This is a genomic window from Alicyclobacillus tolerans, from assembly GCF_048984885.1.
In the GTDB taxonomy this organism is placed as follows: Bacteria; Bacillota; Bacilli; order Alicyclobacillales; family Alicyclobacillaceae; genus Alicyclobacillus_I; species Alicyclobacillus_I tolerans.
Genome location: NZ_JBMGNK010000002.1, coordinates 1615241 through 1627069 on the forward strand (window position 1 = coordinate 1615241; position 11829 = coordinate 1627069).

Sequence of the window (11829 nt, forward strand, 5' to 3'; positions counted from 1 at the left end):
TTGGCCTTTGTCTGTCTAGCAGGTCCTACAGCAGTTGGAAAGAGTTCTGTGGCAATTGAACTTGCCAAGCAGTTGGAAGCGGAGATTTTGTCAGCCGATTCGATGCAAATTTATCGACAAATGGATATTGGTACGGGTAAAGTTACTCCTGAAGAAATGCAGGGAGTCGTTCATTACGGCATCGACTTGGTTGATCCGGACGAATCGTTTAGCGTGGCAGATTTTGTAAACTACGCGAAAAAAACGATAGCCAACATTGCGCAGCGTAGACGTTTACCACTTGTTGTTGGGGGAACAACCCTCTATTTGCGAGGATTGCTGGATGGACTCTCTTTTCAGACCGTGCCATCCAGTCCTTCCTTGCGTCAGAATTGGGAAGATTACGCTGCCAATCATGGCCGTGAGGCACTTTATCAGGAATTGTATAAGGTCGATCCGCTCACAGCAGCTCGTCTGCATGTCAATGATGTGCGGAGAGTTGTGCGTGCGTTGGAGGTCTATCAATTGACAGGACGGCCCATGTCTCAGTCTTATCAATGGCAGCCGCATCGTGATCGATCAGATGTATTGCTGCTCGTACTGAATGGCGCGCGTGATTGGCTGTACGCTCGAATTGATAAGCGTGTGGACGAGATGATGGCGAGTGGCTGGCTCGATGAAGTGAGGCGTTTGCTGGCGGCAGGTGTGTCGGAAGACGCACAGTCAATGCAAGCGATTGGCTATCGAGAATTGGTACGTACACTGCGTGCTGAAATTTCTTTGGAAGAAGCTGTTGTACTCATTAAGCGAAACACCCGTCGTTTGGCAAAAAGGCAGATCAGTTTTTTGCGCCAAGATCCGCGAGCGATATGGATAGAAATGGATGATTATGCGCAAGATAAAGTTGTAGTACAAGCGCGGAAGAAGATTGAGCAGTTTTTAGCAGGAATTACTCTCCCTCAGAGAGAATATGCTGACGAGTAAACTTTTGCATGCGTGTAGTCGGATACAGTCAAGCGACGCCGCTACACCTGAACGAAATGAACAGGGAGTGAACGGCGTGAGCAAACAGCCGGTAAATATTCAGGATACTTTTTTGAATCAAGTTAGAAAAGAGAAAATACCAGTCATCGTATATTTGGTCAATGGGTTTCAAATTCGTGGAAATGTTAAGGCGTTCGATAATTTTACCATTGTTGTGGAAGCTGACGGGAAACAGCAAATGATATACAAACATGCTGTCTCCACGTTTATTCCGCTTCGTGCCGTGAATCTGATGAACACGGAAGAGAGTTCTGCAAGCGACGAAAATTAACGCGTTAGAGTAGGCAACCCTGTGTCAAATAATAAGCAATTTTTTGAACATTTTTCATGCGCAATTGAATGCAAAAAAACATGAAAATGTAGTTGACACAGGGTTGGGAACTGTGATAAGTTATGACTTGTCGCTGATGAGGCGCCAGCGTAGCTCAGTAGGTAGAGCAACTGACTTGTAATCAGTAGGTCGCAGGTTCGATTCCTGTCGCTGGCTCCAGTAGCGGAGGGGTACCAAAGTGGCCAAATGGGGCGGACTGTAAATCCGTTGCGGAAGCTTCGAAGGTTCGAATCCTTCCCCCTCCACCAGGCAAGGCAATCAGCAGGCAGAGGATGGACGAGTAAGCAGGAGGCGAACTCTCGAAACCTCGGTCAATAGGGGCGTAGTTCAGCTGGTAGAACGGCGGTCTCCAAAACCGCATGTCGTGGGTTCGAATCCTGCCGCCCCTGCCAAAGTGGTGAGCGTGGCGAAGTGGTTAACGCACCGGATTGTGGTTCCGGCATTCGTGGGTTCGATTCCCATCGCTCACCCCAAATAATGGGGGATAGCCAAGCGGTAAGGCAACGGACTTTGACTCCGTCATGCGAAGGTTCGATCCCTTCTCCCCCAGCCAGGATGTTGTGCCCGTAGCTCAGCTGGATAGAGTGCTTGACTACGAATCAAGAGGTCGGGAGTTCGAATCTCTCCGGGCACGCCATCGGAGCATAGCGCAGCTTGGTAGCGCGCCTGCCTTGGGAGCAGGAGGTCGTGGGTTCGAATCCCGCTGCTCCGACCACCTGATTCTCAGGTTGACATCAAAATTGCCTTGTGGTAGAATGGTGATTCATGGGGGTATAGCTCAGCTGGGAGAGCACCTGCCTTGCAAGCAGGGGGTCGTCGGTTCGAATCCGTCTACCTCCACCACATTTTCCTCGATAGCTCAGCGGTAGAGCATCCGGCTGTTAACCGGAGGGTCGTAGGTTCGAATCCTACTCGGGGAGCCATTCATTCGCTCCCATAGCTCAGTCGGCAGAGCGCATCCATGGTAAGGATGAGGTCACCAGTTCGAATCTGGTTGGGAGCTCCAGAAACTAAACATGTATGGGCGTTTAGCTCAGCTGGGAGAGCATCTGCCTTACAAGCAGAGGGTCGGCGGTTCGAACCCGTCAACGCCCACCAAAGTTTTTTATGGAGTGATGGCCGAGTAGGTCGAAGGCGCTCGCCTGCTAAGCGAGTATACGGTTATAAGCCGTATCGACGGTTCGAATCCGTCTCACTCCGCCAGAATCGAGTTCGAGCAAACAGACTAAGAGTTAACTCTTATCCAGAGGATGACAGAGCTGACACTTAGTCTGTTTTATTTTGTCTCAAAACTTTCTCCATCCACCTTCCTCTTTCTTTGTTTTGTTTCTTCAGTTCGTCTTCTAGGCATTCACCCAAATCGCGAATGAAGCATAGGCTACCTCAGTACCAGCGCTGAGATGATTTGAGGTGACAACGGGTGCCCTCCAAAAACAGATGGAATCAAGTACGCCCTACGCAGTACAGAGTCATTGATGAATTTGAACAAAGTAATATGGCAGTTGGCGAAGCGCTATCTAGATTATCGGGCAAATACAGAACTGATGAAGTAAACAGTACCATGCATATGACCAGGGAACGCTTGCTGCAGATTATTTCTAGAATGGATAGTCTTGTTGGTCTGGATGGAGTTAAGGAGATGGTCCGACAAATCTTTGCCCATGTTTATATTCAGGAACAACGTCGGCTGGCTCGGCTTAAAACCGATCCGTTGGTCTTGCATATGGTCTTCTCAGGCAACCCGGGGACAGGAAAAACCACAGTTGCAAGATTAATTGCTGAAATGTTTCGAGACTGCGGATTGCTTGAGAAGGGTCATTTGGTCGAAGTAGAGCGTGCCGATTTAGTCGGCGAGTATATAGGCCACACAGCGCAAAAAACGAGGGAGAGTATACAGCGGGCGCTTGGTGGAGTGCTCTTTATTGATGAAGCGTATTCTTTAGCACGTGGTGGAAACAAAGATTTTGGCCGGGAAGCGATTGATTGTTTAGTCAAGGGAATAGAAGATTATCGCAATCAATTTGTAGCGATTATTGCTGGTTATGAGAATGAGATGAAATATTTTTTGAGTACAAATCCTGGCTTACCCAGTCGTTTTCCCATTCATTTGCATTTTCCGGACTACACGCTCTCTTCTCTGATTGCGATTGCCAGGCAAACAGCACAAGAACATCAATACAAACTAGCACCGGATGCTGAATTTATTTTACGAAGAAAAATTCAACAAGCGCTTCTGGATGCTTCTCGAGAGTTTAGTAACGCCCGTTTTGTGCGCAATTTGATAGAGAAAGCGATCCGTCATCAGGCATCGCGATTGTTTCAGCGATCTCGTGTTTCCAGAGAGGAATTAATGACTTTAAGAGCCGAAGATTTCCGGGAGGAGGATGTTTTTTGAATCGCCCATGTTCAGAAGTGGTTGTGGTAGGCAAAGCTCGTTCCGGAAAGACTTCACTCTGCAGGGCATTGGCTAAAACGGCAGAGAGTCGTAGAGTATCTCATCCATATCCAATAAGGGCAACTTCCGAGCAGCAGAGATGGTTGCAGGAACACGCATCTGAGCAAATGGAGCCGATGGAGTTAACGCTTAAAAAGGGCTTTCTGCAAAAACGCTGGATTCTGCGAGATACGCAATCACTGGTGGATGATCCGGAACTAGAAGGTGTGCGTCGTGAGTCGTTGGCCCATACTTTGCGTTTGCTGCTTCAAGCTGAAATTATCATTCATGTTATAGATGCAACAAGGGCTTTGCGGCCACAACGGTCAATCTATCATTCAGAGAAAGAAGCAAGTGGTCTTCATTTACAACTAGAAGGTGTCGATTTAGAACTGTATGAATACGCAAAATCACGACGCGCTTATCTCATAGTGATGACGAAGACCGAACTACTGAAAGTTAAATGGAAGAAGCGCGATATTCGTAAATCATTAGGAAAAATTCCAGTAGTGTTTCTACAGGGGACAGAAGACAAAGCGATTGATGAGGTAAAACAGCATGTCTGGAGACTGGCTTGATTTTTTGCGCCCAACTCTTTCATTGCTGCTTGTTATCTGGAGTTTGCAGATGATGGATGATGTATTCAAAGCCGAGCAAGTGCTGGGACGTGGAGAACGTACATTGGCCGCGAAAATCGGACGGCATGTGCTCCCATTTACAGGTCTTTGTTTGTTAATTGCCGGCGCTTGGCAAGCGCATGTGGCGCTAGCAATGTTTTTTGGAGTTTCAGCATTACGTTTTTTTCCGTTGAGCCTTCCGATTTCCAGGCGTCAATTGTTGAGTAAATTTTCTTTGATCGTCGTTATGTGGTTGTGTTCCTTACTATTTGTTGGGACATGGTTGGCCGTTTGGGGCATAGTCATGGCGATATTTTTAGAGTGTATGCTCTCTCTTTTACAATATCACCAGGACCATTGGCTCATAGAAGACACGCTTTCTCGCCGTTTAGGTATTCCCTTACTGATGCTTGGCGGTGTTTTGGCACTCGGTTCTTCGTTTTGGATATCAAGCCGATATACCATTTCTTTTCTAGTAGCTCTTTCTTTCTGGACGGCTATTGCTGAGTGGACAACAGATCGTCTCGAGGATTGGCACATCAGCTTTTAAATGCTGTTAAGCGCTTTGTGTTACAATGTCGGTCAGTGCTATACCGCTGATTGGTCGCTCGACTACAGTCATTCTTCATTTTTCGATGACTCAGTTATCTTCTATAAAGGAGAACTATTTGTATGTCTTTCATCGATTTTCAATGGCTACAAGCAAGGCAGTTAGAAGTAGAACCAATTTTTCGTCGTCTAGAGCAAAATGCTCTTCATATACAGAAACGGGTAATGGACGCCTTTGCAGAAGAACGTGTATCGACAAGTGACCTGTTAGGTTCAAATGGATACGGAATAGACGATGCTGGTCGTGAAAAATTGGAACGTATCTTCGCGCGTGTCTTTGCTGCAGAGGCAGCATTGGTTCGACCACAGTTTGTTTCTGGGACGCACGCGCTTTCTACCTCTCTTTTTGCGCTTTGTCGTCCGGGCGATCACGTTTTGTTTGCCACTGGACAACCTTACGACACCCTGCAAGCTGTGGTAGGTTTACGCGAATCTCCAGGTAGTTTGCGCGAGTGGGGAATAGAGAGTAGTGTTGTCGAGCTTGATGGTACAGGTATGCCGCAGACAGAACAAATCATTCAAGCTTTGCGACCCAACACTCGTCTGGTCATGTTTCAAAAATCCCGTGGCTACAGTTCTCGGCCTGCGCTCTCTTTGGACAAGCTCGCAGGCGTTTTCTCTCTTGTGAAAACATTACGACCTGACGTGTGGTTAGGTGTAGATAATTGTTACGGAGAATTTGTTGAAGTTGAGGAAGTTACAGCCGTTGGTGCAGATTTTGCTGCCGGATCGCTTATTAAAAATCCTGGTGGCGGACTTGTATCATCAGGCGGATATATTGTGGGCAAGAAATCGATTGTAGATGCCGCGGCGGTTTCACTCTATGCTCCCGGAATTGGTGCGGAGTTAGGAGCAACAGAAGGTTATTTGCGCTCTATGTATCAAGGTTTATTTCTTGCGCCTCATATTGTCTGTCAAGCTTTAAAAATATCTGTACTTGCAAGTCATGCTTTGCATGAACTTGGTTATCGAGTTTCTCCTTTAGCGCATGAGACGCGTGCGGATATTGTCTTAGAAATTGAATTTCATTCGCGCCAAGAAGTAGCGGCATTTGCGACTGCCATCCAATCAAGTGCGCCAGTAGATTCTTTTGCTGTTCCAGAATTCGGTGATATGGCTGGTTATGACACGCCTGTTTTGATGGCAGCCGGGACTTTTATTCAAGGGTCATCCATTGAACTTTCTGCCGATGCTCCTTTGCGTCCTCCGTATCGTGCCTATCTTCAAGGTGGACTGACTTACGAACAAGGTTTTTGGGCAGTTTTACGTCTCACGCAGGTGCTTGCTCACTTACGTCACTCTCAGATCTAAAAATCTTGTAGATGAAGTCAGAAAACTTTACATTTTCATTTACCTGTAGCTTGTCTTTGAGTAAGATAAGATTAATCCAGAGTGAGGGAGGGGCGTACCGTGGATCTGGAAGAGCGTCGGCACTTGCCTCTCTTCTCCATTGGTACCGTACAAAAGCTGACAGGTTTGAGCGCGCGGCAGATTCGGTATTATGAAGAGCAGGGTCTAATCTCTCCTAAAAGGTCAGAAGGAAAACAACGGCAATTTTCTTTTGTCGATGTCGAACGTCTCATGACCATTAGACAGTGGATGGAAAATGGGGAAAGTTTACACACCATTCGCAAGCGGATGAAGGAAAACGTCCTTTCAAAAACTGTCCGTGATTTATCGGATGAAGAAGTTTACCAGCAAATCCAGCGAGAGTTGCTCGAAGGCCGCAGCGCCAGTGCTCAGTCACTCTTTTTAGGTGATTTATCGCGTTTTTATCGGAAACGTTAAGAATGAAAAAATGACTCAAGGGTGTGATGACTTGCGCAAGGAACGGACAAAAGAAGAAATTTTGGCGCTAGCTGAAGAAATGAATGTACGTTATGTTCGCTTACAGTTTACAGATTTGCTCGGAATTATTAAAAACGTAGAAATTCCAGTCGATCAATTGGCTAAGGCGCTGGACAATAAGATTATGTTTGATGGTTCATCGATTGAAGGCTTTGTGCGAATTGAAGAATCAGATATGTATTTAGTGCCTGATCGTTCCACGTGGTTGGTCTTTCCTTGGGACTCCAGTCAAGGAAAAGTCGCGCGCTTAATTTGTGATATTTATCTGCCAGGCGGTCAAGCGTTTGAAGGCGATCCTCGAATTGTGCTTAAACGGGTGATGGAGCGTGCTCGTCAAGCTGGATTTTCTGCATTTAATGTTGGACCGGAACCGGAATTTTTCCTCTTTAAGCTTGACGCTGAAGGTCGGCCAACTCAAGAAGTCAATGACGAAGGTGGATACTTTGATTGGGCTCCGCTCGATCTGGGTGAAAACTGTCGTAGAGAAATTGTCCTGACACTGGAAGCTATGGGTTTTGAAATTGAAGCGTCTCATCATGAAGTGGCTCCTGGACAGCATGAAATTGATTTTAAATATGCGGATGCGCTTGAAGCGGCAGATAATATTGCTACATTTCGTCTAGTGGTAAAGACGATTGCTCGACAGTACGGACTTCATGCCACGTTCATGCCAAAGCCGGTGTACGGAATCAATGGTTCTGGCATGCATTGTCACCAATCGTTATTTCGCAATCAGCAAAACGCGTTTTATGATGAAACAGATGAACTTGGCTTAAGTGAAATAGCCAAACATTATTTGGCTGGATTGATGCAACACGCGCAAGCGTTCACAGCAATTTGTAATCCGACGGTAAATTCCTATAAGCGACTGGTGCCAGGCTACGAAGCGCCTAGCTACGTGGCATGGTCGGCCAAAAACCGCTCTCCTTTAGTTCGTGTTCCGGCAGCGCGTGGTTCTAGTACGCGTATTGAACTGCGCAGTCCCGATCCTTCCTGTAATCCGTATTTGGCATTAGCGGTTATGTTAGCTTCAGGGTTAGATGGTATTGAGAAAAAATTGCCATTAGCTCTACCCGTCAATAGAAATATCTATATTATGACAGAAGAAGAAAAAATCGCTGCTGGCATTCAAAGCTTACCTGGTTCGCTTGGTGAAGCCATAGAAGTCCTGGCCAAGGATTCTGTTTTAAGAGAAGCTTTAGGCGATCACGTTTTCCATCATTTCATTGAAGCCAAGCGTATTGAATGGAGTATGTATCGTATGCAGGTTACTGAGTGGGAACGGGAACAATATCTGTTGAACTATTAATGCAGATTGTAGATTAAAAACTGGACGTGGAAAAAGAGACTTGCTCCACGCCATTCCTGCTACTGATTTTTCCAACGCATGTTTGTGAGATGACAAGTCGGTAAAGTCTGGAGTGGATATGAGAGAATAAATTTTGTCCGTTTCCAGGAGTGCGTTTAACCAGCCTCCTGGAATTTTCTTTTATTGAAAAATTTTCAATTCTATTAAAATTAAAAATAGGGAAAATGTCGGACCTTATCAAACATCATAACTCGTGATTTTTATGGATATTTCGTATCAATATCAGTTCATTTCATTTCATATCATATCCTATTTTCAATTGGAGGAGCTTATTGTATGGATACTGCTCTTTTGTCGGAGAGATTTAAGAGGTTTGCTGAACTGGAGTGTTCTGATTCCAGTAGGTTGTATGAATTTTTAGCTATAGAGATTTCAAAGGATAATGAATTACTTGAATTGAGTTCTCATTGTAAGCAAGGGCAACCAGTTCCTAATTTGTTATTGGCTTCTGTCCATTATCTTCTTTTATCAGGAATTGATCACGAATTAAAAGAGTTTTATCCAAGTATCACAGTGAATCCTCTTCCCGTGGAGAAGGTGTTCCCTTCGTTTAAGGATTTCTGTATGCAACACCAAAATGAAATTATCGAACTTCTTCAGAGTCGTTTGGTTCAAACCAATGAAATTAGACGCTGCACTTATTTATACCCAAGCTTCTCTTACATCTATAACAAGGTGCATAAACCCCTATCCCTTATCGAAATAGGTACAAGTGCAGGACTACAACTATTATGGGACAAATACAGCTATTCATATGGAACTGATGACACGTACGGAGAACAAAACTCGGGTGTGCACTTAACTGCGGAATTGAGAAATGGGAATATTCCGCAATTCCCTCCAATCAGCCCTCCGGTTTATACAAAAATTGGAATCGATCTGCATGTGATTGATTTATCCAATCATCATGATTACTTATGGCTCAAATCATTGATTTGGCCAGAACATAAAGAACGGTTGGAGTTATTTGAAAAGGCAGCTCAACTATTGAATAAAAATCCTGTAAATTTGATTGAAGGAGACGGGGTTTCATTACTACCTAAGATTGTTGAACAAATATCTCAAGATTCAACTGTATGTATTTTTCACACACACGTAGCTAATCAAATGCCAAATGAACTAAAGACACAATTAATAGATCATGTCAAATCAATAGGTGCTATGAGAGATGTATTCCATCTTTACAACAATATTTCTGATTTAGGGAAATTACATCTGGACTATTATATAAAAGGTGAAGAATTTAATGAAATCATTGCGTTAACAGATGGGCATGGACGTTGGTTTGATTGGGTCGTAAACATCTAGTTTCGCATATCATATAAGGTAGTTGTCTTTTCAAGTTGCAATTGGTGAAGCTTTGTAAAAGACATTCGACTTTTTTGAGAAAAATTTTCTAAATTAAAGTAAAAGTTAAATAAAGATAACTGTAAATTGCAATACACTTCGATCTATCTTATATAAAAAGAGTGTGACTATGTATATTGTATAAAGTCCAGTGCTCAATCAAAAATTCTAAGGGATTGGTTGTTTTTCAATCCCCGTTAAGGGGAGCTATAATTGGCGAATTTAGTAACGAAACGTCTTCGTATGGTGTCATGGAATCAAGAATTAGTGTTAGCAGCTATGGAAGATAAGTCAAGATTGTCCCAAATACTAGGACTTGAAGTACCTCACGATTTTCCAAGCGATTCTGTTCGAAAATTCGTATTGCCAATGACATTGGAAGAACTCGAGCGAGATCCGAGTATTGGACAATGGAGTGGCATGATTGTCCATGTTTCGGATGCTATTTTGATTGGAACGATGGGTTTCAAATCCTCACCAGATGAATTCGGGAATGTGGAAATGGGGTATGATATCATCCCCAAGTACCAAGGACAAGGATATGCTACAGAGATGGCTCGGGCATTGATTGAATGGGCTTTTCGTCAACCCAGCGTTGATTGTGTTACTGCAAAGTGTCTAGTCACTAACATACCGTCTGTGCGTGTTTTGGAAAAAGTTGGAATGAATAAAGTATCTCAAGTGGAAGACATGATTTATTGGAAAATCGATAAGCGGTGATAAGGAGTGAGCGTAGCCTATTTGGGCTACCCTGTAATTTATAGTTATTTTCAATCAAAAGTTGCAATATGCTAGGATAAGACGTCACATTCATACGAATAAATATGCGGTATATAGTGAATATATCGTATTTCTTTATTTTTCAAGGAATACTTAGATTAGGAAATCACATATGAATACGAATCTTATAGGATCATATATGTTGAATAACATTTATTCGGCATCACGAGATGCGATAAATAACTCATCGTTCCTTTCTGTAAATTTTTCATTATGAATCTCGGTCTATAGAGTGATGAGATTCTGGAAAATCTATAAAAATACCTTTTTGCGACAAATTGTCAAGGCATTCTCTTAAATAGGTATCGGTATGCTCTGGATATATCGGATTGGAAGTTGTGAAATGTTCTGAACTTAATTCGACTGTCTCTGGAAGATGTTTACCGCGGTAATGTAGTCTTTTCCACTCAGGTCCTACATTGTAACCTCTTTTTTCCATCTCTTCGATAACCAGTTGATGATACTGAAACAAGTATTCCATGGGATGTTGAAAAACATAGTTAACAGTTGAATGCGGTTTCATCCATCCTTTACCACGCAACGCACAGCATTCTCGATGCTGGCCCAGCAATTGTTGACGGGGTAAGCGAGTAATTAATGTTTGGTGCCATAAGCGCAAAATGCTCACCTCATCATTAAATAGTTTTCTAAAAATAAAATGGTTTTATGGTAATACAAAATTACCAAATAAATTTGGAGGATTACAGTCAATACTTTATCATGCGAAAAAAGTAATGAAAAACCTATTTATATGAAAAATAAGAATATTCATTTTTCGACAGACTCTGACATATATATTACCGTAAAATTTCGTCTTAAAGAGATAAGAATCTACCTACCGTTCGGCAGACTATTTGATGGGCCATCCGACTGGTTGGTGGAATTCTTTCGTTAAGTGCCCATGGACTGAGAGGAGGAAAAAGTGTGTTTAAAGTATGGAAAAATCGAAAAAAATGGTTAGCGATTTCCACATTAGCTACGTCAGGTGCTCTGGTATTGGGAGGTTCCTCAATACCGGTGGTAAAAGCATCTCCATATCCGTTGCATAAAATGGAAATTGAAATGAACGGGAAATATGTAGTCGATCCGTTGGGAATTCAAGCTAAGGATCCTAACAGTGGTGACTACACGACTTATATGCCAATTTGGTATGTTATGTATGCCATTCAAAAATGGGATGTAACTAGTCAATGGAATGGATCGGACTGGAATATGGAGTTGCCAACAAGTTTTCAAAAATACTATAAGCTTAATCATTCTGTAAACAATTCAGGGAATGAGCCTGTTCATGTCTATGTAGATGATACACTTGTTGAAAATACTCCAGGGATTGTTAGTGTCGATCCATATAGCAGTAAAGATACCACTTATGTTCCAATTTGGTACGTTGGTAAAGTTCTTGAGAGTTTTGGGATTCAATGTACATGGAATGGTGTAGTATGAACCGATTGCCGCGAAACCGAATTAAGCC

Annotated in this window: 12 protein-coding genes and 12 tRNA genes; 23 read left to right on the forward strand and 1 reads right to left on the reverse strand. The window is 43.4% G+C overall.

The genetic code is table 11. The features are described 5' to 3' along the window. From miaA to ACOJUR_RS08040, 22 genes are all read left to right on the forward strand, one after another. Positions 1-963, forward strand: a complete 963-nt coding sequence (gene miaA, locus ACOJUR_RS07935) for a tRNA (adenosine(37)-N6)-dimethylallyltransferase MiaA (protein WP_420949667.1) — start codon at positions 1-3, stop codon at positions 961-963. A 76-nt stretch (positions 964-1039) separates the two neighbouring features. Continuing rightward, the gene (hfq, locus tag ACOJUR_RS07940; protein ID WP_420949668.1) at positions 1040-1294 is read left to right on the forward strand and encodes an RNA chaperone Hfq; all 255 of its coding nucleotides are present in this window, start codon (positions 1040-1042) and stop codon (positions 1292-1294) included. A gap of 143 nt (positions 1295-1437) precedes the next feature. After that, positions 1438-1513: transfer RNA gene (locus ACOJUR_RS07945), tRNA-Thr, on the forward strand. A 5-nt stretch (positions 1514-1518) separates the two neighbouring features. Further along, a tRNA-Tyr gene (locus ACOJUR_RS07950) sits at positions 1519-1602 on the forward strand. A gap of 68 nt (positions 1603-1670) precedes the next feature. Beyond that, positions 1671-1746: transfer RNA gene (locus tag ACOJUR_RS07955), tRNA-Trp, on the forward strand. Positions 1747-1751: 5 nt separating this feature from the next. After that, positions 1752-1827, forward strand: a tRNA-His gene (locus tag ACOJUR_RS07960). 5 nt (positions 1828-1832) lie between these two features. After that, positions 1833-1907, forward strand: a tRNA-Gln gene (locus ACOJUR_RS07965). 7 nt (positions 1908-1914) lie between these two features. Then, positions 1915-1991 (forward strand) — tRNA-Arg (locus ACOJUR_RS07970). 1 nt (position 1992) lies between these two features. Further along, positions 1993-2069: transfer RNA gene (locus ACOJUR_RS07975), tRNA-Pro, on the forward strand. A gap of 52 nt (positions 2070-2121) precedes the next feature. Then, positions 2122-2197: transfer RNA gene (locus tag ACOJUR_RS07980), tRNA-Ala, on the forward strand. A gap of 5 nt (positions 2198-2202) precedes the next feature. Further along, positions 2203-2277, forward strand: a tRNA-Asn gene (locus ACOJUR_RS07985). 7 nt (positions 2278-2284) lie between these two features. Further along, positions 2285-2360 (forward strand) — tRNA-Thr (locus tag ACOJUR_RS07990). A gap of 16 nt (positions 2361-2376) precedes the next feature. Continuing rightward, positions 2377-2452, forward strand: a tRNA-Val gene (locus ACOJUR_RS07995). An 11-nt stretch (positions 2453-2463) separates the two neighbouring features. After that, positions 2464-2557: transfer RNA gene (locus tag ACOJUR_RS08000), tRNA-Ser, on the forward strand. 217 nt (positions 2558-2774) lie between these two features. Next, entirely contained in the window at positions 2775-3749 is a 975-nt protein-coding gene (locus tag ACOJUR_RS08005) for an AAA family ATPase (RefSeq protein ID WP_420949669.1), read from the forward strand. Then, positions 3746-4366, forward strand: a complete 621-nt coding sequence (locus tag ACOJUR_RS08010) for a GTPase domain-containing protein (RefSeq protein ID WP_072875217.1) — start codon at positions 3746-3748, stop codon at positions 4364-4366. Before ACOJUR_RS08005 ends, ACOJUR_RS08010 begins: the two co-directional genes overlap by 4 nt. Then, positions 4347-4955, forward strand: coding sequence for a hypothetical protein (locus ACOJUR_RS08015; protein ID WP_072875218.1), 609 nt, complete (start codon positions 4347-4349; stop codon positions 4953-4955). The genes ACOJUR_RS08010 and ACOJUR_RS08015 overlap by 20 nt, the downstream gene beginning before the upstream one ends. 122 nt (positions 4956-5077) lie before the next feature. Then, a complete protein-coding gene (locus ACOJUR_RS08020; protein WP_420949670.1) occupies positions 5078-6325 on the forward strand; it encodes a methionine gamma-lyase family protein in 1248 nt (415 codons plus the stop codon). A gap of 99 nt (positions 6326-6424) precedes the next feature. Next, the gene (locus ACOJUR_RS08025; RefSeq protein WP_072875220.1) at positions 6425-6802 is read left to right on the forward strand and encodes a MerR family transcriptional regulator; all 378 of its coding nucleotides are present in this window, start codon (positions 6425-6427) and stop codon (positions 6800-6802) included. Positions 6803-6812: 10 nt separating this feature from the next. Then, a complete protein-coding gene (gene glnA, locus ACOJUR_RS08030) occupies positions 6813-8171 on the forward strand; it encodes a type I glutamate--ammonia ligase (protein ID WP_420949671.1) in 1359 nt (452 codons plus the stop codon). Between the two features lie 336 nt (positions 8172-8507). Then, positions 8508-9539 carry a DUF2332 domain-containing protein gene (locus ACOJUR_RS08035; RefSeq protein ID WP_420949672.1) on the forward strand — a complete coding sequence of 344 codons (1032 nt, stop codon included), beginning with the start codon at positions 8508-8510 and terminating at the stop codon, positions 9537-9539. Between the two features lie 252 nt (positions 9540-9791). Beyond that, entirely contained in the window at positions 9792-10298 is a 507-nt protein-coding gene (locus tag ACOJUR_RS08040; RefSeq protein ID WP_420949673.1) for a GNAT family N-acetyltransferase, read from the forward strand. A 271-nt stretch (positions 10299-10569) separates the two neighbouring features. Here the strand turns inward: ACOJUR_RS08040 and ACOJUR_RS08045 are convergent, their stop codons facing one another. Continuing rightward, positions 10570-10977 carry a TIGR02328 family protein gene (locus tag ACOJUR_RS08045; RefSeq protein ID WP_420950524.1) on the reverse strand — a complete coding sequence of 136 codons (408 nt, stop codon included), beginning with the start codon at positions 10975-10977 and terminating at the stop codon, positions 10570-10572. Positions 10978-11282: 305 nt separating this feature from the next. Between ACOJUR_RS08045 and ACOJUR_RS08050 the strand changes: the two genes are divergently transcribed. Beyond that, the gene (locus ACOJUR_RS08050) at positions 11283-11801 is read left to right on the forward strand and encodes a hypothetical protein (RefSeq protein WP_420949674.1); all 519 of its coding nucleotides are present in this window, start codon (positions 11283-11285) and stop codon (positions 11799-11801) included. The last annotated feature ends 28 nt before the right edge of the window (positions 11802-11829 follow it).